Raw genomic sequence first — 26745 nt, 5'->3', positions numbered from 1 at the left:
CTCCGGGCAAACGTCGTCGAGGTCGCAGATGCCGTCGGCGTCCACGTCCGAGCAAGGAGGCGGGGGCGGCGGGGGCGGAGGCGGGGGCGGGGGCGGAGGCGGCGGCGGCGGCGGCGGCGGAGGCGGAGGCGGCGGCGGCGGCGGGGGCTCGTCGCAGGCGTCGCCGAGGCCGTCGCCATCGCCGTCGATTTGACCGGGGTTGTAGACGCCCGGGCAGTTGTCCTGGAAGTCGCAGAGGGAATCGCCGTCCACGTCGGCGCAAGCGTCACAGGCGTCGCCGAGGCCGTCCTTGTCCACGTCTTCCTGGCCCAGATTCGCGTGGTGGGGGCAGTTGTCGTCCGGGTCGCAGATCGTGTCCTTGTCGGCGTCGGCGCATTCACAGGCGTCGCCAATGCCGTCGCCGTCGGTGTCCTTCTGGTCGGCGTTGCCCCACGCCGGGCAGTTGTCGTCCTCATTGCAGATCTTGTCGCCGTCGATGTCGGGACAATTCGAGTCGCAAGCGTCGCCGACGCCGTCGCCGTCGGTGTCCTTCTGATCGGGGTTTTTCCAGCCGGGGCAGTTGTCCACGGGGTCGCAGATGAAGTCGGCGTCGATGTCCGGACAATCGCAGACGTCGCCGATGCCATTGCCGTCGCTGTCCTTCTGGCCCGGATTTTCGTCGTCGGGGCAGTTGTCGACGTCGTCGCAGATTCCATCGAAATCGCGATCCGGGCAGGTCACGGGCGGCGCGATCAGGTTGTCCCGGGAAGTCTCCACGTCCTCGCCGCGGCCGAAATTCATGCAGCCAGCGAGGATCACCGCCGAGACGAGCGCCGTCGCGTAATTGAAGCCATTCCTTCGATTCATGGAAAGTATACCTCGCTTCCGTGGTACGATTGCCATGGGCGGGACGGATTCGCGCCGTGCATGACGGCGCGCTTTCATGCACGAGCGTGAGCGACGCGGAAGCTCGCGCGGCGGCTCGGTTCATCGATGGAGGCTCGGCCACGTCGTGCGCATGTTCGCGGCGCACGCGCGTCCGCGACGCATCGGGCCACCTGCCCCCGCGTCAATTCATACCGATACTATCTAGCCGGGGAAGCTTGGCTTTCAAGCCGATTCCACGCTGAGCAAGGCCGCGTCATTACGGCGAATATCCAGGCGACGAGGAGACCTGGAGACCTGGCGGCGGCGCGAAAGGAGGGGAGCCTCGTGCTCCGCCCAGGACGATGCATTCAGGAGGCGGGCGTGGAGGAGGAAGAGGTGGCCGCGCGCAAGGAAGGCACAGGTCCGTCGGGCGCGGCGGCGAGCAAGAGTTTTGGCTCGACGCCCGTATGCGTGGTGATGAGCCGCGCGCCGCGCTTCCACGTGAAGTATTGCCAGATCCAGTTGAACATGACGAGGAAGCGGTTCTTGAAGCCGATCAGGAAGAAGACGTGGACGGCCATCCACGCGAGCCAGGCGAGGAAGCCCGCGAGCTCGAGCTTTCCCATCATCGCAATGGCGCGCTTGCGGCCGACCGTGGCCATCGTGCCCTTGTCGAGGTAGGCAAAGGGCTCGCGCGGTTTTCCCCGGAGTTCGGCGCGAATGGTGCGCGCGACGTACTGGCCCTGCTGAATGGCCGCAGGGCAGAGGCCGGGGACGTCGACGCCGTTCTTGTCGCGACAAGCAGCCATGTCGCCGATCGCAAAGACCTCGGGGTGACCCGGGACGGAGCAATCCGCGCCGACCTTGACGCGGCCGCCGCGATCGAGCTCGGCGCCGAGCGCGCGCGAGAGCTTGGTGCCGCGAACCCCCGCAGCCCAGACGACGGTGGCCGCGTCGATGCGCTCGCCGTCGCCGAACGCAATGCCATTGTCATCGATACGCGCGACCGGTCGGCCCTTTTCGACGGTGACGCCGAGCGAGGCGAGCTGGGCCTCGGCGCGTTTTCCGAGGTCCTCGGGGAACGCCGCGAGAATGCGCGGGCCAGCCTCGACGAGGACGACGCGGGCCTGGGAGGGGTCGATGGCGCGAAAATCCTTGGAGAGGACGTGCCTCGCGAGCTCGGAGAAGGCGCCGGCCATTTCGACGCCGGTGGGGCCGCCTCCAATGACGACGAAGGTCAAAAGGCGTTTGCGCGCCTCGGGGTCGGTCGTGCGCTCGGCGCCCTCGAAGGCGAGGAGCATGCGCTCGCGAATGCGGAGCGCCTCGTCGAGGGTCTTCAAGCCGAGCGCGTGCGTGCCCCACTCGTCGTGGCCAAAGAAGTTGTGCGTCGCGCCGACGGCGAGGACGAGGTAATCGTAGCGGAGCTCGCCCTTGTCGAGCAGGAGCCGCTTGCCCGGGAGGTCTGCGCCTGTGGCCTCGGCGAGCAGGACGCGTACGTTCCGCTGACGGGAGAAGACGGAGCGGATGGGGACCGCGATGTCGGCCGGCGAGAGGCCCGCGGTCGCGACCTGGTAGAGCAAAGGCTGGAAGAGGTGGTGGTTCGTGCGGTCGACGAGCGTGACCCGGACGGGCGCGCCCGCGAGCGACATGGCGGCGTTGAGCCCGCCGAATCCTCCCCCGACGATCACCACATGAGGCATGTCCTTGCGATCGGCCATGCAGCACCTCCCAGGCGGCCCCCGGGTTCGAGTAGACCCCGGGCGCGCCGCCGAACGAAAGTCTTTTCGACGAGTCCGTAGGGAAGGGGACAAGCCGAGGCGAGAGGGTACGCGCCACGCGCGGAGGTGATGGGCGTCGTCCCGATTCATGACTTACCCTTTCACGTTCGGGGGGCGCTGCGCCCGATCGCGAGCGCCGGTCGTGCATGATCAAGAAAACACGAAACGAACGTCGCGTATCGGGGAGCGCGGCCAGAGCGCGGCCTTCGCGTCGCGCGGCGCCGTCCAAAGAGGCGGCGGGGTGGACGTTCCTGACGAACCACGCGCACGTGCTGTTCTGCCTGGCCGAGGATCCCGAGGTGCGGCTGCGCGACATGGCCGAGCGGGTGGGGATCACGGAGCGCGCGGTGCAGAGGATCGTGACGGACCTGGAAGGGGAGGGGTTCGTGACGCGATCACGCGTGGGGCGGCGGAACCTGTACGAGGTGCATCCGGACAAGCCGCTGCGGCACCCGATCGAGGCGCACCGCGACGTCAAGTCGCTCCTCGCGTTGATCCTCCGCGGCCGGGCGTCGAAGGCCACACGCTGACCAGGAGCCCCAGCCGGAACAAAAAGCACCGAGAAACGCAGGGCCCTGCCCGTTTGGGGTTGGCTCGGGACGAGGAGCCGTGCTACCTCGGTGGCGCTTTGGGCGCGCGCCCAGGGCCGTCCGACCAAGTGGTCGCGGCCCATGGGCACGTCGTCTGGAGGCTGGAGAGATGGCCGAGTGGCTTAAGGCACACGCTTGCTAAGCGTGCGATCGGGAAACTGATCCGAGGGTTCGAATCCCTCTCTCTCCGCCAGCCACGAACGAACAGGAACGAAGAGCGCGTCAGGGCGCGCGCCGTCCCTGGACCAGGTAGACGAGCTCCGCGAGCGCGTGGACGTCGAGGCACAAGCGCACGGCGTCGCCACGCACGATCGCGCCGTTGTACGGGCCCGCGAGCGCCACGAGCGGCGGCGCAGGATGCAGCGAGGCGTCCTCGATCTCGCCGACGGACGTGACCGAGAGGAAAAACGAAGGCTCGTCCTCGCGGCCCGGATCGAGCTCGAGGAGGTACGAAGGTCCATCGTCGGGGCCGAGCGCTTCGCCAGTCTCGAGCGCGCCGAGGCCACGCACGCAGGCCGCGAGGGGAAAAGCGAGCGTGTTCGGGAGGTCGGCGCCGAAGGCGATGCGGCGGACGAGGCGCGCAGGGATCGCATAGACGGCCTCGCCCGCGCGGACCCAGAGGACACGCACGAGGCCACGTTCGAGCGGGACGTCGAGGGTGGCGGTGAGGCCCTCGGAAGGGCGGCTCGCGAGGCGCACGGTGCCGCCGAGGCGGCGCACGGACTCACGCACGAGGCCAAGGCCGAGGCCACGGCCCGCGAGGAGGTCGACGTTCTCGCGCAAGGTGAAGCCCGGGACGAAGAGGAGGCCGAGGAGCGCTTTGTGATCGGCCACGGCCGCGCGCGCCGAGGCGATGGCGCCACGCGAGACGGCGCGCGAGCGGACGCGCTCGATGTCGACGCCGGAGCCGTCATCGCGCACGACGATGCGGAGCGAGGCGCCTCGTTGCTCGGCGGAGATCTCGACGCGGCCGGCGAGAGGTTTTCCGTGGTGCGCGCGCGTGAGCTCGGGCTCGATGCCGTGGACGATGGAGTTCTGGACGAGCTGCAGGAGCGGGTCGAAGAGGCCCTCGGCGACGCGGCGATCGATGAGGGTCTCGCCGCCGCGCGCGACGAGGCGGACGTCACGACCGAGCCTGCGCGCCTGCGCGCTCGCCGCAGAGACGACACGATCGAAGAGGGTCGCGACGGGCGTGGTGCGCATGAGCGCGATGTCGGCGTGTGCAGAGGCCGCCTCGAAGCGGGAGCGTTCGGCGATGCCGAGGAGCGTGGCGGCCTCGGCGTCGAGGGCCTCGGAGAGGGCCGCGACGGCGGCGGTGGCCTTGCGGAGGCGTTTTTCGCGGCGCGGGAGGACGTCGTGCGGGCCGCGGGGCTCCGCGAGCGAGCTGCGGACACGACGCGCGCGGGTGGCGAGGACGCCGAGCTCGCGGCCGGCCGCAGCGATGGCGGATTCGGCGTGCTCGAGGGAGCGGACACGATCGAGGAGGCGATCGAGAGCGGCGGTGGAGACGCGGAGCGTCTCGCCGGAGAAGCGCGCAGCGTGAGGATCGAGCGAGGGCTCGGGGGTGCTGTGCGGGGGCTGCTCGGCGGCGCTGAAGGAGGGCGGGGGCTGCGTGCTCGAACGAGCGCCGTACGCGAGGCGGCGGAGGACCTCGACGGCACGATCGGGCGCGGCGACGAGCTCGCCGAGCAGGCCTCGCCAGCGCGCGATCTCGGCGATGGCCCGCCGCGCCTCGACGTCGCTGCGGCTCGCGTCGCGCGCGCGATCTTCGAGGCCGTGGCAGAACCACGCGGTGGCGTCGTCGCCGGCCGCGAGCGCGGCGGCCTTCATGGCGTGCACCTCGCGGAAGATGCCGGCGATGAGGCGCGGCTCGGGGAGATCACCCGCGAGCAGCTCGTCGACACGCGCGAGGCGATCGGACATCTCCGCGGCGTAACGCGCGCGTTTTTCGGGCGGCGCGGGGCGGCCGCGCAGGTCCCACGGAGGCTCGGGCCAGGCGGGCGCCGGGATGGGGCGGCCCGCGGTGAGGGCCTCGGCGGCGATGGAGAGGACGGCGCGCGCATCGCCGAGGGCCGTCGCGTCGCCGTCGACGAGGCGTCGCTCGATCCGCGCGAGGGACTCGAAGAGCGCGCGCTCGCCGGCGACGCCAGCCGAGCCTTTCAGCGCGTGAATCGCGCGGCGCGTGGCGTCGTCGAGCGCGCCTTCTTCGAGCGCAGGCGCGTGGCGCTGGATCTCTTCGAGGAGGAGGCGGGTGAGCTCGCGATCCGCCGTCACGGCGAGGCCCCACCGTCGTCGCCCTGGGGCGATCCGGGCGAGGCTTCTCCTGTACGACCTTCGTCCCCGAGCTCGCCGAGCAGGCGCGAGAGAGGCGCGAGCACGGGGCGAAGCGCGCCGAGCAAAAGTGGGCGCGCAGGGGTCGTGGCGCGGAGCGTGGAGAGGGCGGAGAGCAAGCCGCGCGCATGTTCGGCCGCGAGCGCGACGGCACGCGCGACCTCGGGATCGATGCCCGTGGCGCGGCGCAGGTGACGCTCGACGTCGGCGAGCGCGAGGCCCGCGCGTCCCGCCGCATCGCCGAGCGCGCGCGCGGATCCGCCGGTCTCGTCCGCGGCCATGAGGACGTTCGCGAGCTCGCCGCGGATGAGGCTCGTCTCGGCGGCCATCTCCTCGACGACCGCGACGAGGTCGCGCGTGGCATCGGCGCCGCGCGTGGTGTGCGTGCGGATCTCTTCGGAGAGCAGGAGCAGCGCCTTGCCTTGTGGCTCGGGGTTGCGCGCGCCTTCGAGGCCCGCGTTGAGCGCGACCACGCTGAGGCGTTCGAAGAGGTCCGCGACGCGCGTGGCCGCGAGCGTGAGGCCTTCGGCATGCGCGGCCATCGCGCCGGCGCGCTCGGAGACGCCCTCGATCGAGGCGCGTTGCCGCGTGACGGTTTCCATCAGGCGCGGCGCGCCGTCGGCGGCTTCGCTCACCGCGCGTTGCGCCTCGCCGTGCGCCGACCAGAGCGCGGTATCGATGTCCGCCGGCGTCTCGGCCGCGCTCGCGGGCTCGGCCGCGCGCCGGAGCACGTCGATCCACCTGCGCCTGCGCGGCGCGCTCACGACGTGGCCTCCGGCGAGCGCAGCACCGCGGTGCGCGCCGTCCAGATCGCCTCCTCGGCCTCGCGACGGAGGGCCGCGACGTCGAGGATCGCGGCGTCCGTCTCGCCTGCACGAACGAACCCGGCGCGTGCTTCTTCGTAGAGCCCCGACGACTCGATGGCGCGTCCCACGATGGCAACGGGCTCGCCGCCGAGGTCGCAAAGAACGGCCGTGGTGCGTTCGTTCTGCGACGACGGCGAGAGCCCTTCTTCGTCGAGGCAGAGGACCGTGACGACCTCGCCGTTCGCGAGCGCGACGCCCGCGGCGGGCTTGCGCAGGCCTTCGACAGGCGTGATCGAGGGGAGCACGAAGACGCCGCGCACGACCTCCGCCGGGACGAGTACGAAGCGCCCGTCCTTCGCGACCGAGACCCTCACGAGCACGCCTCCGCGTCGCACACGCCTCTCCCTCGTCGCGCGTCTACCTCGTGCGAAGGACGCGCGATTGCAAGAACTGGTAGATGATCTTCACCGCGTCGAAGGAGCCGACGGTGCTCTCCTTGACGACCTCGCTCACCGTGCGCTGCCCGTTCACCGCGTCGAGCACGAGCCGCTCGGGCCGCGCGAGCTGGCCGGGCGAGAGTCCTTCGAGCGCAAACTGATCGATGACGAGCACCTGATCGAAGTGGATCGTGCCCTCCATGAGACGCCACTCGTCGACGCGGCGGAAGCCTTCGAGCACGAGCGCGCTCACGCCGAGGGTGAGCTTCGCCATGTCAGCCTCGGGGCGGAACGGCTCCTTGGTGAAGGAGAAACGCCCGTACGGCCAGCGCAGCATGTCGTAGATGAGCTCGCTCGATTGCTTGGTCAGGATGTCGACGAGCTCCTCGCGCGTGACGATGCCGCGCGCCACGACCTCTTCGCCGAGCAGCTTGTTCGAGCCGCGGAGCTCGGCGAGGAGCGCATCGAGCTGGTCGCGCGAGAGCGCGCCCTTCTCCAGGAAGTAACGGCCGAGGCGGTACTCTTCGGTCGCGCCGCGCGACTGCACGAAGTCGATCTGCCCCTGCCGCATGGAGATGGTGATCGACGTGCGGTTGTTCGTGACGTGCAGGACGCCCGTCTGGCGCTGCATGCCGAGCACCTGGAGGATCTCGGCGAGCGCCACGACCGAGAGGTCACCGCTCATCGCCTCGCGGACGCCGTCGCCCGGGTCGAGGTCCTTCACCGTGAGCGAGAGCGAGGCGAGGACGTCGGGCGTCATGGCGCGCGCGACGGCGGCCATGACGGCGGCCTCGCTCGCGCGGTCCTGCGGCGAGATGGCGAGGATCGCGGGCACGACGGCGTTCGCGACCTGCTGCGCGAACTCGACGCTGGCCCGCTGCCGCGCGTGCCGGATGTGCATGCTCGGGCGCATGCTCTCGGCCGGCAGCGACTCCTCGTCGGGCATCTTCTGGCCCTCGGGGACGGGGCGCGGCGAGCGGCCTTCCGCGGTCTTCGCGAGCGCGCCCTCGACCACGGTGACGAGCGCGCGCGCATCGAAGGGTTTTGTAATTGCGTCGACGGCGCCCGTCTGCTGGACGAAGGTGCCGCGGATCTTGTCGCCCTTCGCGCTCATCAGCACGACCGGCAAGGTGCGGTGCGTGGCGTCCGAGCGAAGCTCGCGGCAGAACTGGTAGCCGTTCATCCGCGGCATCACGAAGTCGAGCAAGACGAGGTCGAACTTCGGGCCTTTGCGGATGAGCTCGAGCCCGGCCGCTCCGTCGCGGGCGGTGGTGGGCTCGTAGCCGTTGCGGGCCAGGATGGCGCTGACGACCTTCAGGATGGTCGGGCTGTCGTCGATGACCAGGACACGCGCCGCGCTTGCCATGTGGGCGGCGCAAGCCTAACTCGGGCCGCCGTAGATTCGCGCAGCGAAAAACCGTAAATCGTACCGCTCCGCCCAGCGGTCGGGCGAGGCGGGGCGCGTCGGCCCGAAACTTGGCCGTCTCCGGTGGTCTTTGGCACGAGACGGCCGTGCCGATCCCTCGATCGTCCCCCGCGCCCGCCGAGACCCGCCTCGCATGGCATGAGCGCGCCCTGCGCTTCGTGGCCGTGGCGCTGCCGTTCGGGCTCGCGCTCACGCGGGCCGCAGGCAGCGGGCAGTGGAGAGACGATTTACCAGCGCTGCGCGACCTCGGTCTGCTCGCGGTGGGCGTCGGAGGCGGCGCGTCGACGCCGCTCACGCAGGCGCTTGGCCTCTTGCCGCTCGGGCCACGGACCTTCCGCGCCGCGCTCGGCGGGGCGCTCGCGCTCGCGGTCGCGTCGATCCTGCTCTTCGGCCTCGGGCGGCGGCTCTTGCGGGCGCTCGGCGCCGGGCCGACGCTGGCCTCGGGGCTCGCGGCGCTCGGGACGCTGACGGCCGCGCTCTCGCCGGTGTGGCAACGCGAGGCGACGGTGGGCGGAGGCGCGATGATCGCCGTCGCGCTCGCGCTCGGGACGCTGCTCGCGGGGACCTCGGTGCTCCGGGCGAAAGGCGCGGATGCGATGCGTGGTGCGGCGCTTCTTGGCGCGCTCGCCGGGGCGACGCTCGCGGAGAGCCCGCCGGCTGCGTTCGCGGCGGTCTTCGCGGTGCTCGCGACGCCGATCGCCGAGCGGCTGCCGTTCGGCAAGGCGCCGGGGATCACGCCGTCGCCGATCCCGTCGCGCAAGCTCGTGGCCGTCTCGCTTGCGTCGATGGCGGCCGTCGCGCTGCTCTTGCTCGTGCCGCTCGCCGTCCGGCCGCTCGCGCCGCGGGCGTTCGCCGACGTCGGCCGCGCGCTCTCGGCCGCGGATCTGACGGGTTTTGACGTTGCCGGGCCGCGGCTCTCGAGCCTCGCGGCGTGGGCGCGTGAAGTGGGCGTGGCGTCCTTGCTCATCGCGCTCGGCGGCGCGGTGGTCTCGCTGCTCGCGCCCGGCGCGCGTGGGTTCGTCGCGCCGCTCGTCGCGTTCGTCGCGTTCGACACCTTGATCCCGGCGCGCGCGTTCGCCGCGCTCTACGCGGATCCGATGACGCCAGTCCGTGCGCTCGCCGTGGCCGCGCTCGCCGTGTGCTCGGCGCTCGGCGTCTGCTGGGTGACGCAGAAGCTGCTCGAGCTGCGCCTGCCGATGGCGAAGAGCGGCGCGGTGCTCGTCGTGGTCTTTCACGTGACGCTCGTCGCGCTCTCCTCGGAGGAGGCGGGATACGTCGCGGATCGTGGCAAGCAGCTCGCGGCCGAGGAGTGGACGGACGGCGCGCTCGGCAGGCTCGAGCCGAGCTCGGCGATCCTCGTGCGCTCGCCGGCGCTCGCGTTCCGCCTGTGGGCGGCGCGGCTGCTGCGCGGCGAGCGGCCCGACGTGCTCATTGTGCCGGAGCGCCTGCTGCACCGCGGGCGCGTGGCGCTCAGCTTGCTCGCGGTGGAGCCGGAGATCGAGCCGCTCCTGCGCGATTACGCGATCTCGGGGCAGCCGAGCGAGTACGCGCTGTCGAAGCTCGCCGACGTGCGACCGCTGCACGCGGAGATCGAGCGGAGCTGGCCGCGGCGGCTCGTCTCGCACCTGACGGTCGACGGATGCTGGCTGGAGTATGCGCCGCAGCCGCTCGGGCCTTCGGATCGCAAGCTCTCGACCACGGCGTCGCTCCAGCCGATCCAGCGCGTGATGGCGGCGATCGCCGCGCCGATCGTGCCGGACACGGCGACGTCGACGGTGGTTGCAGGGACGCTCCGTGATCAGAGCGCGGTGCTCTCGCTCCTCGGCGAGCACGACGCGGCGCAGGCGTTTCTCGATCAGGTCGGTCGTCTCGCGCCCGGCGAGGTGGGCCTGACGGGTGCTTCGGTCAAGCACGTGATCCTGGCGAAGGCGATGATGGTCGCCGCCAACGCGCGCGCGCCGCGCCGCCCGGGTCCGTCGGCGTCACGCGCGCCGTGACGACGCGATCGGCTCACGACGCAGGCAACGTCATCGCCTGCTGGCTCGGCCGTTCCGGCTGACGGATCGCCTTCACGCGCCGCTCGAAGCTCCGCCGATCCTCGTCCGAGATCGCCACGCCTCCGAACCGCGCCGCGAGGTAGATCTCGGTGAGCTCCAGGACCTCCTCCGCCAGCGGATGCGACATCGACACGAGCGCCTGCGCATGCCGGAGCGGCGGCACGCTCGGCGAACGGCCCACGCCGCGCGCGCCCATCGCCGCGTCGAGCGACTCGTAGAGCGACGTCGCGACCACCGCGCTCGCCGAGCGAGGATCCGCCGCGCGCGAGGCCGCGGCCGCGCGTTGCTTCTTCCGCCGCAGCCACAGCGCCGCGCCGCCGGCCGTCGCGACGATCGCCGCCACGACCAAAAGCCCCGCGCGACCCCGCGGCCCACCCGTGCTCTTCGATCCGCCACGCCGATACCGCGAGGTGAGGCTGTTCAAGAGCCCCACCTGCTGGCTCAGGTCGTAGCTCACCACGTGCCGATCCCAGCGCTGGCTCGTCGCCTCGATGAGATCGCGCAGGTAGGCCCACACGCCCACGATCTCGCTCTTCGGCGCGGCGTCGGCGGGCGGGGTCGGGTCGAAGGTCAGCCAGCCGTACTCGTCGATCCACGCCTCGACCCACGAGTGCGCGTCGCCCTGGCGCACGGCGTAGAACCGGCCGAAGCGGTTGTAGCTGCCGCCCACGAAGCCCGTCACGTTGCGCGTCGGCACGTCGAGCGTGCGCAGCATGATGGCCATCGCGGTCGAGTAGAACTCGCAGTGCCCGCGCTTCGACTCGAACAGGAAGTGATCGAGCGGCTGCGGATCCTTGCCCGACGGCGAGGCGAGGTCGTACCGATACTCGGTCCTCAAATGATTCTCGATCGAGCGGGCCCGGTCGAGCGGGGTCTTCGCGTCCTTCGTCCAGTTCGCGGCGAGGTCGCGGATCCGGTCCGACATGTTCCGCGGCAGCGTGAGGTACTTCCAGCGCTCGCCGCTCGGGAGCTTGCGGAACGAGGGCGTCTTCTTGCGCGAGAGGAAGACGTCGTACTTGATGCCGCGGTCGTCGATGGGCTGGTAGCGGAGCTCGCCCTCGGGGCCCTTGAAGGCCATCGCCTGCGGCTCGGGCGCCACCGTCGCGCGCGTCCGCAGGCGCAGGCCCGAGGCATACGGCGGCAGGAACACCACGGGCGGGTCGATCGGCTCGAGGTCGATCCGCATCACCGGATCGAGCGCGGAATCGGGCCAGTGATCGTCGATCGGGATGATCCCCGCCTCGTTCTCCGTCGCGCGTTTCCACGACTCGCTCTGCGTCCACGTGCGCCCGTCGTACGCGTCGAGCGCAGCGCCGCGCAGGTGCAGCGGGATCCGCGCGGGCGGCGGATCGGGCAGGTTCGGCATCTCGATGCGCATCACGAGCGTCGGGTCGCTGCGCAGGACGCCCACCTCGCCGAGGTCGACGCGGCCCGAGAACCCGATCACGCGGCCCGAGTGCCCGCGGTTCAGGAGCAGGAGCGAGAGCCCGACGCGCGGGAAGAGCACGAAGAGCAGCGCCGTGAAGACGAAGATCGGCACCGAGAGCAGGCACGTCACGCCGAGGAACGTGCGACCCACGACGCGGCGCGAGCGCAGGATGCGCGGCACGTCGACCGGCAGGCCCGTGCGATCCCGCGCGCCTTGCCGGTAGTTGCCTTCGACCTCGCGCCTGAGGTGGCTGAGCACGAGCGCGCCCGGCGCCACGATGATCACGCCGAGGAAACAGAGCCCGTAGCCGAGGCCTCCGCCGAGCACCGTGCCCGAGATCAAGTGCAGGAGCGCGAGGACGATCACCTGCTGGTCGTGCGCCGCGCCCTTGCGCGTCGCGAGCCGGATGATCTGCAGCGCCGCGGCGAACTCGATCACCACGTCGAGCACGTTCGCGTTCGCGTCGAAGAGCAGCCGCCCGATCTGCAGCGCGAGCACGCCGATCAGCGTGATCGCGTCGAAGTGCTTGAGCGCCGGGTACTTCTCCCAGACGTCGCGGATCAAAAGCGCGATGACGAGCCCGCCGATGAGCGAGCCGCTCACCCAGGGCCCGAACTGCCCGCTCGCGAGGAGCGCGAGGATGCCGAGCACCGCGAGCGCGTCGGTCATCACCCGGTGAACGAGCCCGAACCTCATGCGTTCCCCCCGTTCGTCCGCAGAGGACCACCCCGCGAGAGCCCGCGGCGCTCCTGGATCTCCTGCACCCGATCCTCGTCGACCGCGTCGAGCAGCGCGAGGAACCGGAGGATCCGATCGGAGCCGATGTTCCTGTCGCCGCGCGCCTCCTCGCCGAGGTTCGTCGCGACGACCACGCCGTCGCCGCGCTTGATGTGGGCCACGGCGCGCGAGGCCACCTCGCGGATGCGCTTCTCGAACTGCTGCGCGAACGCGTCGCCCGCGCCCTTCGGCCGCACCACGTCGATCACGAGCCGCACGTCGGGCCGCGTCTCGCGCGCCCGCTCGCGCAAGACCATCTGGCTCGTGATCGCGCTCTTCCGCCAGTAGATGTCGCGCGGATCGTCGCCCTCGCGCATCGGCCGGAGCGCGTACGTCTCGTCGCTCGTACCGCGCCCCGCGGTGCCCACGCCGCCGAGCGCGCGGCCCCGATCCTCGGGCGGCAGACGCACCGGATCGACGGCCGGATAAATCACGAGCTCGCCGTCCGCCATGACCTCGCGCGACTTCTCGAACAGCCCGAAAGGAAAACGTGTCGCGATGCGGAAGCCCGTGTGCCTGTCGCGGCCGCGGCGCGCGGGCGTGCGCCGGTAGGCGGCCACCTGCGCGCTCGACGGGCTGATCTTCAGGAAGAAGCAGCGTTTGTCCGCGGGCTGCCCGGCGCGCAGATCCTCGACCTCGATCGCGTACGAGGGGATGCGCTTCTTGTGGTTGTAGACCTCGATCTCCACGAGGTGCGCCCGCCCCACCTGCGCCCGCGTCGGCAGCCTGCGCGTCACCGTCAGCGTCCGCAGCGACAGCTCGCTCATCACGCTCGACACGACCATCAGCGAGAGCAGCATGCCGAGCAGCAGGTAGAGGAGGTTGTTGCCCGTGTTGATCGCCGCGAAGCCCACGCCGAGCGTGATGCCCACGAAGTATTTTCCTTCGCGGGTGAACTTCAGCCGCCGCGGCATCTTGAAGCTGAAGAACGAGCGGAAGAACCGCGTGATCGCGCTGTCCGGACGCGGCGACGCCGGGGCGCCGGGCAGCGGCGTGAGCGGGTTCGGCACGGGCAGCGGCGTCGCTTCCGGCCGCGTGACGCGGCTGTCCCGAGGCGGTTTGTCGCCTCGAACGGCGAGCGACTCGGCCTGCCTCCGGTCCGCCACCATGCGCGCCTCGCTCAGAGCGGGACCGGCACCCGCGCGACGATGTCCCGCACCGCGTTCTCGCACTCGTCGCGGCTCGGCATGTAGCCCTCGGCGTGCGCGGCGAGGCGGATCCGGTGCGCCAGCACGGGCACCGCGAGGTCGTGGATGTCGTCGGCGATGCAGTAGGTTCGCCCGTGCAAGACAGCGCGGCTCCGCGCGGCGCGGGCGAGGTTCATCCCGGCGCGGGGCGAGGCGCCGAGCGAGAGCGTCGGGCTCGCGCGCGTCGCCGACAGCACGGCTTGCAGGTACGTCGCGAGCGACGCGTCGAGCTCCACCCGATCCACCTCACGCTGGAGCGCGACGAGCGCCGAAGGCTCGAGCACCTGCGGCACGGACTTGATCCGGTCGCCGTCGCCGCCCTGCAAGAGCAGGCGCATCTCCACGTGCGGCGGCGGATAGCCGAGCCGGATGCGCACCATGAACCGGTCGAGCTGCGACTCCGGCAGCGGGAACGTGCCTGCGAAGTCCTGCGGGTTTTGCGTGGCGAGCACGAAGAACGGGTCGGGCAGCGGCGTCGTCACGCCGTCGACCGACACCTGCCCTTCGTTCATCGCTTCGAGCATCGCCGACTGCGTCCGGGGGCTCGCGCGGTTGATCTCGTCGGCGAGCAGGATGTTCGCGAAGATCGGCCCTTGTCGGAAGACGAACTGCCCGGTGCGCTGATCGAAGACGCTCACGCCGAGCACGTCGCTCGGCAGGAGGTCGCTCGTGAACTGCACGCGCCGAAGCTCGCCGCCGACGGCCTTCGCGAGGGCGCGCGCCAGCGTCGTCTTGCCGACGCCGGGCACGTCCTCGATCAGCACATGGCCGCGCCCGAGCAGCGCGATGAGAGCGAGCTCCACGGCTTCGGGCTTTCCTTCGAGGGCCTGCTCCACCGCGGAGCGGAGCTCCTGGAGCACGGGCGTCGTTTCCCGCGCGATCGAGAGCGCCGACGTCATTGGGGCTGATGCTAGCACGATCATCGGAGGCGCCTCGGGTAACCTCCTGATTTCTGAAGCGTGGGGTACCGTGCCGCCGGTCCTTCCCGCCTCTCGGGCCCTGCCGCCCTTCCTTTCGGCGAGGCGTGTGGCCCGACCCCCGGGCCGCATGTATGCTCCGCCGTCGTGGCCGTCCCCGGTCCTTCTCGGGCCCCTTCGAACGATGACGACGAGCGTCGAAACGCCTCCTCCACGGAGGCCGACGGGCTCGCTTTGACCCCGTCTCCGGGCGGCGCTGCCCTTCCGTTACCGGGAACGAGCGCGCCGCCTTCCGAGCCGACGCCGCTCCTCCCGCCTTCGAAAGAGGGCAGCGTCTTCTGGCGGATCCGCGGGATGATCCGCACGGTTCGGCCGAGCCAGTGGGTGAAGAACCTCTTCGTCCTGGCGCCGGTCGTCTTCGCCAAGCACCTCACGCACCCGTCGATCATCAAGAGCGCGATCGGCGCGTTCGGCGTGTTTTGCCTCCTCGCCGGCGCGGTCTACACGATGAACGACATCGTGGACGCGAAGGCGGACCGGGTGCATCCGGTGAAGCGCTTCCGCCCGATCGCGAGTGGCCAGGTCCCGGTCCCGCTCGCCAAGACCATGGCGGTCGCGCTCGTCCTCACCGCGCTCGGCGGCGCGCTCCTCGGGCCGATCAAGTTCTTCATCGTCGCGGTCGCGTACTTCGCGCAGAACGTCGCTTACTCCTTCGGCCTGAAGAAGATCGCGTACGTCGACGTCGGCCTCATCGCCCTCGGGTTCGTCCTGCGCGTCCTCGCCGGCGGCTTCGCGACGAACACGCCGATCTCCGGCTTCATGGTCGCGTGCACGGCGCTCCTCGCGCTCTTCCTCGGCTTCGGCAAGCGCCGCCACGAGCTCGCCTCCGCGGCGAACGCCGGCAAGCAGCGCGCCGCGCTCGAGGCCTATTCGCCGCGCGCGCTCACCTTCGCGCTCGCGGCCACGGGCATCGCCACGATCGCGACGTACCTCGCGTACACGCTCGACCACGACACCCAGCGCTTCTTCGAGAACCCCTGGCTCTGGGCGACCACGATTCACCCGCTTTTCGGCGTCGTCCGCTTCCTCCAGCTCGTCGTGAGCCGCCCCAAGGCCGAGAGCCCGACGCAGGAGATCCTGCGTGACGTCCCGTTCATGATGAACATCATGATCTGGGTCGCAGAGGTCGTGTTCATCGTCTACCGGTTGAGGCCCTCCTGATGGCGGACGAGGCGAAGGCGAAGGAAGAACCGGGCAAAGTCCCGGAGAAAAGCGACGCCTGGACCGACCTCGGCCTGACGCTCCCCATCTTTCTCCTCTACCACCTCGGCGTCGTCTTTCTCCCCGTTCGGAACGCCGCCGATCCCGTCACGGCCGAGCTCTCGGCCCTCGCGAAAAACAGCCTGCCCACGTACGCGGGGCTCACGGTCTTGATCGGCATCGCGTTCGTCGTGGTCCTCGCCGCCACGGGGCAGAAGCGCGCGCTCGAAGGCAAGCGCTTCGCGCTCATCGCCCTCGAGGGCACGCTCTACGCGATCCTCATGCGGTTCGCCGCCTCGTACGTCGTCGGATCGCTCACGCTCGCGCCCAGCGTCGAGACGCGTGGCGTCTTCTCGGGCGTCGTCATGTCGATGGGCGCCGGCTTCTACGAGGAGATCGCCTTCCGCGCCGGGATCTTCGGCCTCGGCGCGCTCGTCGTGAAGGCCATCTTCGGCCCCGGGATCCGCCGCCTCGTGCTCACGCTCCTCTGGGCCGGCGTCGCGGCCGTCGCGTTCTCGGCCTGGCACTACGTGGGGGCGCTCGGCGACTCGTTTGACGTCCAATCATTCGTCTTCCGCGCCGTCTGCGGCCTGGTCCTCACGGCGATCTACGTGTTCCGCGGCTTCGCGCCTGCGGTCTGGACGCACGCCCTCTACGACGTGTGGGCGATGGTGCTTCACGGATGAATCGAACAGCCCGCTCGCTCGCCCTGCTCTCGAGCCTTCTCCTCGCGGCGTGTGTCGCCGGCACACCGGAGACCCCGGCGCGGGGATCCGACGCGCCTCCGCCCCTGCCGGAGGTCAAGACCGCGCCGCCGGCGCCAGGCATGATGTGGATCCCGGGCGCTTGGCACGACGACGGCGTCCAATACGTATGGATTCCAGGCCGTTGGGAGTCACCCCGACGCGCCACGCAAAACCCTGACGGGTAGCAGAGGCCACAACTGGTTGCCTCGACACCAGCGCCGTGCTTTCTCCGCTGATGTGACCCTCGTCGACGAGATCGCCGCTCTCCCGCCGGCCCTGCTCGCTCGCCTCCGGGCGCGGGGCTTCGATCCCGACCGTCTTGCCGCCTGGGCCGCCACGATCGGCCACGATCGCGACAAACGAAATCGTTTCGCCGGCGAAGTGCTCCCGCCCGCCGAAGGGGACGTCGTCGACGCACCCGCGCCGGGCAGCCCCGAGTACGCGCGCTTCGAGGCGCTCGGCCGCGAGGCGCTCGCGCGGGGCGAGGTCGCGCTTTGTGTGCTCGCGGGCGGCATGGCGACGCGTATGGGCGGCGTCGTCAAGGCGCTCGTCGAGGCCCTGCCTGGAAAAACATTCCTCGATCTCCGCCTCGCGGAGATGGATGCCCTCGCGCATAAAACAGGCGCGACCTGCCCGCTCTGGCTCATGACGAGCGAGGCCACCGAGGGCCCGATCCGCGAAGCGCTCGGCGCTCGCCTCGACGCGGGCGACGTCGCCACGTTCGAGCAATTCGTCTCGCTGCGCCTCACGCACGAGGGAAAGATCTTCCGGGACGAACACGGCGAGCCGAGCGTCTACGCCACCGGCCACGGCGACCTGCCCGACGCGCTCCGCGCGAGCGGACTTCTCGATCGGTTCATCCAACGAGGTGGCAAGACCGTGTGGATCGCGAACCTCGACAACCTCGGCGCCACCGTCGATCCGGCGATCCTTGGCTTCCACCTCGCGCACGGCGGCCCGCTGACCGTCGAGGTCGTGAACAAGGTCGGCAGCGACAAGGGCGGCGGCCCGATCCGCTGGAATGGCAGGAAGATCATCGCCGAGGAGATGCGCCTGCCGATCGGCTTCGATCCGGCGCAGATGCCCGTCTTCAGCACGAACACGTTCCTTGTCTCCGCCGAGGCGCTCGCCTCGCTCGACATGAAGTGGACGTACGTCGAGGTCGACAAGAAGGTCGGCGAGGCGAAGGCGGTCCAGTTCGAGCGCATCGTCAACGAGATCACGACGGCGCTCGATCCGCAGTTCCTCCGCGTCCCGCGTGATGGCGCCGCGTCGCGCTTCTTGCCCGTGAAGGACGTGCCCGAGCTCGAGCGCCGCAGGCCCGAGATCGAGCAAGCGCTCCGGGCTCGAGGGATCCTCGTGTAGATGTAAAACGGCTCTTGCCCCCTCTCTCGAGAGGGAGAGGGGATGGGGGTGGGGGAGTCGTCCAACGGATCGCGCAAGGGAGCCACGGATTTGCACTTCGAGATCACGCACGAGTTCGACGTCCCCCTCGATGCCCTGGAGCTCGCCGTCCTCTCGCCCGACATCGGCTTGATGATGGCCCCCTTCCTCGCCAGCACGAGCGTCGCCTCGGTCGAGGTGATCGAGCACGAGATCGCGAACGGCGAATTGCGCCGCGTCCTTCGGTTCCAGGCGAACGCGCCGCTCGCCATGTTCCGCGGCTACGACATCGCGCGCGAGGCCCTCTCCTGGGAAGAGCGCAGCATCTATCGGCTCGCGGATCACGCGGCCTCCTGGTCCGTCTTCCCGCGCGAGCAATTCCGCAAGTATTTCAGCGCTTCGGGCACCTTCCGCCTCGAAGCGGCGCCCGAGGGACGCGCGCGAAGAACCGTCGAGGGCGACATCGAGATCAAGGCTGGCGTACTCTCGTCGCTCGCCGGCCGTATGGCCTTGGTCGAGATCCGCAAGATCTACGACGCCGAGGCCGAGACGTTGCGCCGCCTCTCGACCTTATGAAGAAGCTCTCCGCCCTGGCCCTCGGGGGCCTCGCCCTCGCCGCGCTCACCTCGTCCGCTGCGCCGCTCCACGCCCAGAGCGCGTACGTCCCCGCGCCGGGCCGCCCCGTCGCGGCCGGCGACGATGCGTCGAGCATCGCGTACAACCCGGCGAACCTCGGGTTTTTGCCCGGCACGGAGCTGCGCTGGACCATGGCGCAAGCCGGCGCGGGCGCGGGCACGACGAACGGGCATGCCTTCGATCTCGGCCTGCCGCTCCTCGGTTTGTCCACGGGCCTGCGCGTCGATTTGCTCGACGTCGGCACGCCCGTCGGCGCGTCGGCCTCGCAACGATGGCTGCGCTGGGCGCTCGCGACGAACATCAGCGACACGTTCTCGATCGGCACCACGTTCGGCTGGTCCTACGCCGAGCGGCGTGACCTCGACGAGAAGTTCGGCGTGACGACCGGCCTCACGATCCGCCCGTTCACCTGGCTCTCGGCTGCCGCCGTCGCGCGCGACTGGACCACGAACGCCGATCGTCGCTACGACGTGGGCTTCGCGTTCCGGCCCTTCTGGGGCCGCCGTTATGCCGAGCTCGGCCTCGAAGCCTCGATCCACGAGCGCACCGGCGACGTCACGCCGCGCGCCACGCTTGGTCTCGACGTCCCGCACGTCGGCCGCCTGCGCGGCGAAGTCTCCGTGCGTGACCTCGCCGCGAGCCCCGACGTCATGGCGATGGTCGGCCTCGACGTGAACCTCGCGATGCTCCAGGCCGGCGGCGGCGCCATCTTCGGCGGCGGCGACGTCGGCTACTACGCGACCGCCGCGCTGCGCACCTTCCGCGAGCCCGGCTTGCCCTCGCTCAAGCGTGTCGCGCGCATCCGCCTCGACTCCACGCCCGGCGTCCGCAACCACGTCCAGCTCCTGCGGCGCCTCTGGCGGCTCGCCGAGGATCGCAACGTCGACGGCGTCATCCTCCAGCTCCGCGCCGAGCCCGCGAGCTCGCTCGCGCATGCCGAGGAGGTCGGCGACGCGGTCCGCATGCTCCGCGCGAGCGGCAAGAAGGTCCTTTGCCATCTCGAAGACGCGGGCGGCCGCTCCCTCCACGTCTGCTCGCAGGCCGATCGTATCGCCATGAACCCGGCCGGCGGCCTTCGCTTCGCGGGCCTCTCCTCGCAGTACATGTATTACGGCGGTGTCCTCGACAAACTCGGCGTCCGCGCCGACTTCGTCCGCGTCGCCGAGCACAAGCTCGCGGCCGAGCAGTACGCGTTCAAAGAGTCTTCCGAGATCGGGCGCAAGGACCACGTCGACCTCTTGATGCAGCTCGAAGGCATCTACATGCACGACGTCGGCGGCGGCCGGAGGATGCCGGCCTCCACGCTCCGCAAGACGATCGCGAAGGGCCCCTTCATCGCGCCCGAGGCGCGTAGCGGCGGCCTCGTCGACGTTCTCGCGTACGACGATGAGATCGACGAGGTCGTCGAGGAGATGATGGGCGGTCGCGCGCGCATCGTCGACGACGCGGCGCCCTCGAACGCGCCCACCTGGTGGGGCACGCCTTCGAAGATCGCGATCGTCTACCTCTCGGGCGACATGATCGACGGCGAGAGCCAGACGATTCCGCTCGTCGGCATTCGCCTCGCCGGCTCGTACACCATCGCGAAGGCCCTCAAGCGCGCGCGTGAGGATGCGAGCGTCAAGGCCGTCGTCTTCCGCATCGAGACCGGCGGCGGCTCTTCCCTCGCGGCCGACGTCATTCTTCGCGAAGCGATCCTCACCGCGAAGGCCAAGCCGTTCGTCGTCTCCATGGGCACGGCCGCGGCGAGCGGCGGCTACTATGCGTCGGTCGCGGGAGGCCCCATCTACGCGAACCGCGCCACGATCACCGGCTCGATCGGCATCTTCTACGGCAAGGTCGACCTCGTCGGCCTCCTCGGCAAGCTCGGCGTCGGCCTCGAACAATTCCGCTCGGCCCCGCGCGCGGACGCCGAGAGCCTCTATCGACCCTTCACCGAGGAAGAGCGCATCGAGCTCGGCGTGAAGGTCAAACAGTTCTACGACCTCTTCATCGCGCGTGTCGCCGAGGGCCGCAAAATGAAGCCCGAGGACGTCGACGCCGTCGCGCGCGGCCGCGTCTGGACCGGGCAGCAGGCGCTCGAACGCAAGCTCGTCGATCACATCGGCGGCCTGCGCGAAGCGCTCGACGACGTCCGCACCCGCGCCGATCTCCCGCATGACGCGCCGCTCGTCGAGTTCCCCGAGGACGACGACAACATCATCATCGCGCTCGCCAAGCTCGCCGGCATCGCCTCGGTCTTCCCGCAAGCGGGCGCCGTGCCGATCGTCATCCCTCCGGCCTTGCTCGACCTCGCGCGGGGCCTCGCGCCGTTCATGGTCTACGACGGTACGAAGCCGCTCGCGCGCCTCGACCTCGTCGGCGACGTCTCCTTCGGCGGCGCTCCGGCGACCGTGGACGACGAGCTACAGTGACCGACGCCGCGCCTCCGCCCGTTCTCCACGCCGAGGACGCTCGCATCACGATCGACGACGTCGTCGCGATCGACAAGCTCACGGTCCGCGCGCGCGGCGATCGTGTCCTCTGCACCGGCGAGGCCGAGGCGCTCTTCGCCGCGCTCACGGCCGTCCCGCTCCGCTCGCGCGCGCCCTCGCACGACGACGCGGCCATGCCGGGCGAAGCTTCGCTCACCGCGGGCACCTTGCATGTCGCTGGCCTCGACGTCGCCACGCGTGCGCACCTCGACGTCGCGGGCATCGCCCCGCTCGACCCGCCCTTGCCCAAGGGCACGATCGCGCACGACTACGTCACGTGGAGCGCGCGCCTCGCCGGTTTCTCTCCCCGCGCGGCGCGTGATCTCGCGGCCTCCGCGCTCGAACGTGTCGGCCTCTCCTCCTTCCTTCGCCGCCCGGTCGAATCGCTCGAGCTCCCACCGCGCCGCGCGCTCGTCCTCGCGCATGCGCTCGTCGCCGATCCTGCGGTCCTCGTCCTCGAAGCGCCGCTCGCGGGCCTCGACGGCCCGGCGGCCGGGTTCGTCATGAACGCCCTCGCGCGTGCGACCGACGGCCGCCGCGCCATTCTCTCGGCCGAGCGCCTCGAGCCGGGCACGCCGGAGGGCGACCTCGCGCGCGGGGCCACCGACGTCCTCGTCTTCGCGGGCGGCGCGCTCGTGCTCGAAGGCGCGCCCGAGGCGTTGTTCGCGGGCGTCCGCGTCTATGGCGTCACGATCCGCAAGAACCCCGGGCCTTTCCGTGAGGAATTGCTGGCGCGCGGAATCGAGGTCACCGGGGGGCCATTACGGATGAGCGTACGGCTTTCCCCCGATGCCTCGACGAAAGACATCGTCGCGGCGGCGAGCAAGGCGCGGGCGCCGCTCGTGGAGATGTTTCCGATCGTGGGGTAAGATCTGTCCTCGGGGGAGGGTGGATCGATGGACAAGGACGACGTCGCGCTTTTCGCGGGCACGCTGCCGGGCGCGGAGGGGCACGCTGAGGCGCTGCCGCCGATCCTGGAGGGGCTGCCCGCCGAGATGGATGGGATACGTGAGCTCGGCACTCTCGTCGAAGAGCTCGTAAGGGCAGGAGCGCGCTGGCATCCGTCTGGCCGTGAGCCCGGCTTCTTTCTCACTCTCCATCCATCGAATGCGAATGAGACGGTACAATTCCACGCCGTTCCCGCTGCTGGGGAGCCCTGGGTCGAGCCGCATCCGGTCAGCACGTGGTCGACGGCCGAGCTCGTCAAAAATCTGCACCTCGTCCCCTCCCTCCTCGCCCGTTATTACCCCGAATCAATTGAGGCTCGCGCTCTGCTCCCCGGCTATGATGGGTTTTATTTTCACGCCTTCGCCCGTCTTTATCGCGAAAAGGTCGCCCGCGCGTTCGAGCACGTCAGCTTGCTCGGTTTTCCCCCCGACGCGCTCCGTCAAAAGGACGCGCGCGGCGATATTCGCCTCGCCGACCTTTTCGTGCCCACACGATTCATCACCGACGAGCGGGGCCGGAAAAACCCCACGCTCGCCCAACTCCTCGATCGGGGCGCTTCCGCCCTCATCCTGGGCGATCCGGGCATGGGGAAGACCACGCTTCTCGCGTTCCTCTCGCTCCTGCATTCCGATCCCGGCGTCAACCTCGAAGGGTATCGATCCCCGCCGTGGCGTATTCCCTTCTTCGTCTCCTTGCGCGATTACGCCGTCGAATCGCACAAGACCGACCTCTCCCTGATCGATTTCCTCACCGCACGCGCCCGCACGGACCACTCCCTCCCGAACGCGCACCCCGCCTTCTTCGAGGCCACCCTGCGCATGGGCGAGGCCATCGTCCTGCTCGACGGCCTCGACGAAGTCGGCTCCTCCACCACCCGGAGCCGCGTCGCCAAAGCCGTCCGCGAATTCCGCGCCGCATTCCCTCGTTGCCCCGTCTGGGTCACCTCCCGCATCCACGGCTACACCGCCGACATCGCGCTCCCTCGCTACGAATTCGATCACCTCCGCATCGGCCCGCTCGCCGACGAGGACATCGACCATTTCATCAAACGCTGGTACCGCATTCAGATCCCGGACAACGACCGCCGTCGCGAAGAACAAAAAAACTCCCTCCGCCGCGCCGTCTTCCGCACCTCGCAGGTCCGCGCCCTCGCCACGAACCCGCTCCTGCTCACGCTGATGGCCTTCGTCCACCGCTTCCTCGGCCATCTCCCCCAGGAGCGCGGCGAGCTTTACGAAAAATGCGTCGACATGCTTCTCCGCACCTGGCTCGACGCCAAGGAGCGCCCGGAAAAACACGCCTTCGAGCGCCGCGCCCTCCCCCCGGAGCTGCCGCGCGCGTACCTGGAAAAACTCGCCCTCCACGTCCAATCCCGCGCGGTGAGCGACGCCTACAGCGTCCGCGGCCTCTTCTCCCGCGACGACGCCCTCGATTTCCTCACCCAGCTCCACCGCGAGCGCGCCGAGGACGAAGAGCGCGACCTCCCCCACGACGTCGCCCACGCCGAGATGCGCGATTTCATCGATTTCGCCTGCGACCGCGTCGGCCTGCTCGTCGACCGCGGCGGCGGCAAGCTCTCCTTTTTGCACCTCACGCTCCAGGAATACCTCGCCGCGTATGCCAATAGCTTCGACGTCGACCACGAGGACGAGGGCCGGTTCGTCCGGGGACACCTCGGCGACGGCGCCTGGGAAGAGGTGCTCCTCCTCCGGTGGTACGTCCTCGCGCGGAAACGTGGCGAACGCCGCCGCAAGCTCGTCCGTGATCTGCTCGGCGAAATCGTCGACGAGCTGACCAAGACGCCCGAGCATCCAGGCTGGCTCACGCTCGGCCGCGCCATTCGTGACGGCCTCGTCTCCCGCGAGCGCGACCGGCGCGTCATTCTCTCCGTCATCCTCTCCCGCTGGGCCCAAAAACCCGCCTTCTCCGGCGACATCTTCCTCGTCCTCGACGACATCTGCGAATTCGGCGACTCCGACCTGCGCGCCGAGCTTCGCGCCGCCTGCGCCGATCTCCAGGAAAAAGGCTCCGCCGCCGAAGCCCTCGCCGCCCTCCACCTCGAAGGCAAGCTCCTCGGCGACCTGCCCGGCGCGGCCGATCGTATTCGCGCTCGCCCCGACCTCGCCGAGCTCTTGCCCGACCTCGTCGTGTTCCGCGACGAACCCGCGCTCGGCACCATCCTCGACGAGCGTTCCACCGTGGATCACTGGGCCACGGCGCTCGCCGCGCTCGGCGGCACGGCCGTTTATCGCACCACGCTCGGCTGGCTCACCGGCCTCTCCGAGGCCCCCGTCCCGTCCGAGGCCCCGTTCCTCGGGGCCGCGCGCTGGCTGCGCGATCGCATCCGCTCCGAAATCGGCTCGCGCCTCGCCTACACCGAGCATTACCCCGAGCGCGTCCATTTCCTCTTGCAATCGCCCTACGGCTGGCGCCTCTCCGACTGGACCCATACCCTCACGTCGCCGCTCGCCTTCCGCAAGATCCCGCAGCCCCTCTCCACGCTCCCGCAACCTGCGCCGATCACCACCACCCTCCGCCATCCGAAGCTCGCGCGTGATCGCATGGGCGACGCCGACCTCGTCGAGGTCCCCATCATCGAGCGGATGGTGCGATTCAACCAGGACGCGCTCGCCGCCTTCCCGCAGGGCGAGCCCATTCCCGAGGACGCCGTCCACCGCATCGCCACGGCCTTCGTCCGCACCGTCGTCCGCACCTTCGCCTGGAGTTTTCCGCGCTCCTTCACGGGCAACCCGAAACCCACGTTCGTCCGCGAATTCGTCCAGTCCCTCGGCCGCGACCTCCGCAGCGACATTCTCCGCTCCTTCGGCCGCGCGTTCGCGCAGAACTTCGTGCGTGATTTCTTCCGCTCGCTCGGACGCTCGTTCCTGCGCTCCTTCGGCACGGCGCTCGGCCGCGATTTCGTGCGCGACCTCGTCCCTGCGCAGGATCGCCGTCGTTATGCCGCGCTCCTAGGAAACCCTGACGCATCCGCCGACGCGCTCGACTGGGAGGCACGCTGGGATCAAGCCCTCGGCGAGGAGGCGCACGTCGCCCGCGTGCTCGAACAGGACGATTTCTGGTGGCTCATCTACATCCACCGGCCGAGGCTCGGCATTCACGCCGAGGCCCGTCCGCCCAATCTGACGTTCGACCTCAAAAACCCGCTCGCCCTGCCCGTGCTCCTCGCCGACGTCGGCACCATTGCGGCGAACGAGTGGCTTTTTGCCTTGAGCCGGCACCTCTCCGTCCACCCGACCGACGAAAAAACCTCGGACGAGGCCTGGGAGACGTGGCTCGATCAGAACCCCGTCGACGCATTCTGGGTCGCATTCGCCTGGGACGAGCACGCCAAGCTCATTCGCCAGCACCACGGCCGCCTCGACGGCCCGCTCGGCGCGCTCGCCCTCGCCCACGCCGATTACGCGTCCCTCATGACGGGCTTCGACCTCGTGGCCAACTGTCCCACGTGGAAAACCCTGCTCGACGAAGCCGGCCCCGAAAAAGTCGCCGCCCTCCGCATCCTCGGCGCCACGCCCGCGCCCGCATCCGCGTCCGCATCCGCGCCCGCATCCGCATCCGCTCCCGCGCCTGCCACCACTTTCGTTTCCGCCCCCGCCCCCGCGCCCGAAGCCGCGCCGCTCTTCACGTGGCTCCACCTCTCCGATCTGCATTTTGGCCTCCCGGGCGCGGGCGACCGCCACAACCAATCGCAGATCCTCTCGATCCTCCGCGACGATCTCGCAGACCTCGCCGGGAAAAACCTCCCACGCCCGGACGCCATCCTCGTCACCGGCGACATCGCGTGGAGCGGCAAGCCCGATCAATACGCCGAAGCCTCGAAATGGCTGCTCGACGTCGCCCAGCGCCTCGGCCTCTCCAAGGACCGCATCTTCGTCGTCCCCGGCAACCACGACGTCGACCGAGGCATCGACGCCGATCGCAACGTAAAACGCCTCCTCCGCGGCCTCCGCGGCGGCGACGACGACCTCGACGAAGCCCTCGAAAACCCCGTCGACCTCGACCTCCTCCGCCGCCGCCAGGCCGCCTACCTCGAATTCGCCGCCTCGTTCGCGCCCGCTTGCAAGGACCTCTTCTGGTCCGCCACCGAGACCACCCGCGACGGTTTGTCCCTCCGCCTCCTCGGCGTGAACACCTCGCTCCTCGCCGCCGGCGACGACGACGCGCGCAAATTACGCCTCGGCCAGCGCCAGCGCGCGCTCCTCAACGACGCCGCCCGCGACCGCGAGCTCGTCCTCGTCCTCGGCCATCACCCGCTCGAAGACGATTGGCTCGCCGAGCAGCGCGACCTCGCTCGATTCCTCGGCAGCCGCGCCCACGCCTATCTCGCCGGCCACGTCCACGACGCGAAGAGCGAGCGTATCGTCACGGGCGGCGGCGCCGACGCGCTCCGCATCATCGCGGGCGCGGTGTATGGCGGACGCGAGCGCGACATCCCCCACGGCCACGCTTACAGCGTCACGTCCATCCACCGCGCCCCGAGCGGCGCCGTCCTCCGCGTCCACCCGCGCCGTTTTTCCTTCAAGAACTACGATTTCCGGCCGGACGTCGAGAACACCGACGAGGGGCGCTCCCATGCCGAGCACCCCCTCGCCCGATTGAAGCTCCGTTGAGCCCCTTGATCCGGTAGATCAGCCCCACGACCATCGCGAGCGTCACGGTCCTTCGCTCCTCCGGGCTCGTGATCTCCACGTTCGGC

At 70.2% G+C, this 26745-nt stretch carries 18 protein-coding genes and 1 tRNA gene; 10 read left to right on the top strand and 9 right to left on the bottom strand.

Going from position 1 to position 26745, the window contains the following annotated elements:
* On the bottom strand, positions 1-846 hold an 846-nt coding region (locus tag QHF84_RS11470), incomplete at its 3' end, for a thrombospondin type 3 repeat-containing protein (protein ID WP_281313279.1).
* A gap of 368 nt (positions 847-1214) precedes the next feature.
* A complete protein-coding gene (locus QHF84_RS11465) occupies positions 1215-2564 on the bottom strand; it encodes an NAD(P)/FAD-dependent oxidoreductase (protein WP_281313278.1) in 1350 nt (449 codons plus the stop codon).
* A gap of 329 nt (positions 2565-2893) precedes the next feature.
* Here QHF84_RS11465 and QHF84_RS11460 point away from each other — a divergent pair, with 329 nt between their 5' ends.
* The gene (locus QHF84_RS11460) at positions 2894-3154 is read left to right on the top strand and encodes a MarR family transcriptional regulator (protein ID WP_281313277.1); all 261 of its coding nucleotides are present in this window, start codon (positions 2894-2896) and stop codon (positions 3152-3154) included.
* Between the two features lie 163 nt (positions 3155-3317).
* Positions 3318-3407, top strand: a tRNA-Ser gene (locus QHF84_RS11455).
* A 29-nt stretch (positions 3408-3436) separates the two neighbouring features.
* Here the strand turns inward: QHF84_RS11455 and QHF84_RS11450 are convergent.
* From QHF84_RS11450 to QHF84_RS11435, 4 genes are read right to left on the bottom strand one after another with little or no spacing between them, the layout of a single operon-like run.
* On the bottom strand, positions 3437-5488 hold the full coding sequence (locus tag QHF84_RS11450; RefSeq protein ID WP_281313276.1) for an ATP-binding protein: 2052 nt from the start codon (positions 5486-5488) through the stop codon (positions 3437-3439).
* The gene (locus tag QHF84_RS11445) at positions 5485-6309 is read right to left on the bottom strand and encodes a hypothetical protein (RefSeq protein ID WP_281313275.1); all 825 of its coding nucleotides are present in this window, start codon (positions 6307-6309) and stop codon (positions 5485-5487) included. The genes QHF84_RS11450 and QHF84_RS11445 overlap by 4 nt, the downstream gene beginning before the upstream one ends.
* Positions 6306-6746, bottom strand: a complete 441-nt coding sequence (locus QHF84_RS11440; protein WP_281313274.1) for a chemotaxis protein CheW — start codon at positions 6744-6746, stop codon at positions 6306-6308. Before QHF84_RS11440 ends, QHF84_RS11445 begins: the two co-directional genes overlap by 4 nt.
* Before the next feature lie 22 nt (positions 6747-6768).
* Entirely contained in the window at positions 6769-8154 is a 1386-nt protein-coding gene (locus QHF84_RS11435) for a DUF4388 domain-containing protein (protein ID WP_281313273.1), read from the bottom strand.
* 146 nt (positions 8155-8300) lie between these two features.
* Between QHF84_RS11435 and QHF84_RS11430 the strand changes: the two genes are divergently transcribed.
* Positions 8301-10211: a hypothetical protein gene (locus QHF84_RS11430; protein WP_281313272.1), complete on the top strand. Its 1911-nt coding sequence runs from the start codon at positions 8301-8303 to the stop codon at positions 10209-10211.
* A gap of 13 nt (positions 10212-10224) precedes the next feature.
* Here the strand turns inward: QHF84_RS11430 and QHF84_RS11425 are convergent, their stop codons facing one another.
* From QHF84_RS11425 to QHF84_RS11415, 3 genes are read right to left on the bottom strand one after another with little or no spacing between them, the layout of a single operon-like run.
* Positions 10225-12396, bottom strand: a complete 2172-nt coding sequence (locus tag QHF84_RS11425) for a DUF3488 and transglutaminase-like domain-containing protein (RefSeq protein WP_281313271.1) — start codon at positions 12394-12396, stop codon at positions 10225-10227.
* Positions 12393-13586, bottom strand: coding sequence for a DUF58 domain-containing protein (locus tag QHF84_RS11420; protein WP_281313270.1), 1194 nt, complete (start codon positions 13584-13586; stop codon positions 12393-12395). Before QHF84_RS11420 ends, QHF84_RS11425 begins: the two co-directional genes overlap by 4 nt.
* Positions 13587-13597: 11 nt before the next feature.
* Positions 13598-14563, bottom strand: a complete 966-nt coding sequence (locus tag QHF84_RS11415; protein WP_281313269.1) for a MoxR family ATPase — start codon at positions 14561-14563, stop codon at positions 13598-13600.
* A gap of 372 nt (positions 14564-14935) precedes the next feature.
* Between QHF84_RS11415 and QHF84_RS11410 the strand changes: the two genes are divergently transcribed.
* From QHF84_RS11410 to QHF84_RS11380, 7 genes are all read left to right on the top strand, one after another.
* Positions 14936-15802 (top strand): decaprenyl-phosphate phosphoribosyltransferase, encoded by an 867-nt coding sequence (locus tag QHF84_RS11410; protein ID WP_281313268.1) that lies wholly within the window; start codon positions 14936-14938, stop codon positions 15800-15802.
* Positions 15802-16527: a CPBP family intramembrane glutamic endopeptidase gene (locus QHF84_RS11405; protein WP_281313267.1), complete on the top strand. Its 726-nt coding sequence runs from the start codon at positions 15802-15804 to the stop codon at positions 16525-16527. The genes QHF84_RS11410 and QHF84_RS11405 overlap by 1 nt, the downstream gene beginning before the upstream one ends.
* 297 nt (positions 16528-16824) lie before the next feature.
* Entirely contained in the window at positions 16825-17952 is a 1128-nt protein-coding gene (locus QHF84_RS11400; RefSeq protein ID WP_281313266.1) for a UTP--glucose-1-phosphate uridylyltransferase, read from the top strand.
* A 48-nt stretch (positions 17953-18000) separates the two neighbouring features.
* Positions 18001-18546, top strand: coding sequence for a DUF2505 domain-containing protein (locus QHF84_RS11395; protein WP_281313265.1), 546 nt, complete (start codon positions 18001-18003; stop codon positions 18544-18546).
* Entirely contained in the window at positions 18543-21020 is a 2478-nt protein-coding gene (gene sppA, locus QHF84_RS11390) for a signal peptide peptidase SppA (RefSeq protein WP_281313264.1), read from the top strand. The genes QHF84_RS11395 and sppA overlap by 4 nt, the downstream gene beginning before the upstream one ends.
* Entirely contained in the window at positions 21017-21949 is a 933-nt protein-coding gene (locus tag QHF84_RS11385) for an ABC transporter ATP-binding protein (protein WP_281313263.1), read from the top strand. Before sppA ends, QHF84_RS11385 begins: the two co-directional genes overlap by 4 nt.
* Before the next feature lie 27 nt (positions 21950-21976).
* Entirely contained in the window at positions 21977-26659 is a 4683-nt protein-coding gene (locus QHF84_RS11380; protein WP_281313262.1) for a metallophosphoesterase, read from the top strand.
* Positions 26660-26745 lie beyond the last annotated feature (86 nt).

It is taken from the genome of Polyangium sp. y55x31 (assembly GCF_029946505.1).
GTDB lineage: Bacteria > Myxococcota_A > Polyangia > Polyangiales > Polyangiaceae > Polyangium.
Note: the sequence above shows the minus strand (reverse complement) of the source record. Positions and strands in the feature narration are given on the sequence as shown.

Coding starts and splice junctions, on each gene's coding strand:
- sppA (WP_281313264.1), top strand. CDS start 18,543: ATGAAGAAGCTCTCCGCCCTGGCCCTCGGGGGCCTCGCCCTCGCCGCG.
- QHF84_RS11420 (WP_281313270.1), bottom strand. CDS start 13,586: ATGGTGGCGGACCGGAGGCAGGCCGAGTCGCTCGCCGTTCGAGGCGAC.
- QHF84_RS11380 (WP_281313262.1), top strand. CDS start 21,977: ATGGACAAGGACGACGTCGCGCTTTTCGCGGGCACGCTGCCGGGCGCG.
- QHF84_RS11425 (WP_281313271.1), bottom strand. CDS start 12,396: ATGAGGTTCGGGCTCGTTCACCGGGTGATGACCGACGCGCTCGCGGTG.
- QHF84_RS11435 (WP_281313273.1), bottom strand. CDS start 8,154: ATGGCAAGCGCGGCGCGTGTCCTGGTCATCGACGACAGCCCGACCATC.
- QHF84_RS11410 (WP_281313268.1), top strand. CDS start 14,936: ATGATCCGCACGGTTCGGCCGAGCCAGTGGGTGAAGAACCTCTTCGTC.
- QHF84_RS11465 (WP_281313278.1), bottom strand. CDS start 2,564: ATGGCCGATCGCAAGGACATGCCTCATGTGGTGATCGTCGGGGGAGGA.
- QHF84_RS11405 (WP_281313267.1), top strand. CDS start 15,802: ATGGCGGACGAGGCGAAGGCGAAGGAAGAACCGGGCAAAGTCCCGGAG.
- QHF84_RS11415 (WP_281313269.1), bottom strand. CDS start 14,563: ATGACGTCGGCGCTCTCGATCGCGCGGGAAACGACGCCCGTGCTCCAG.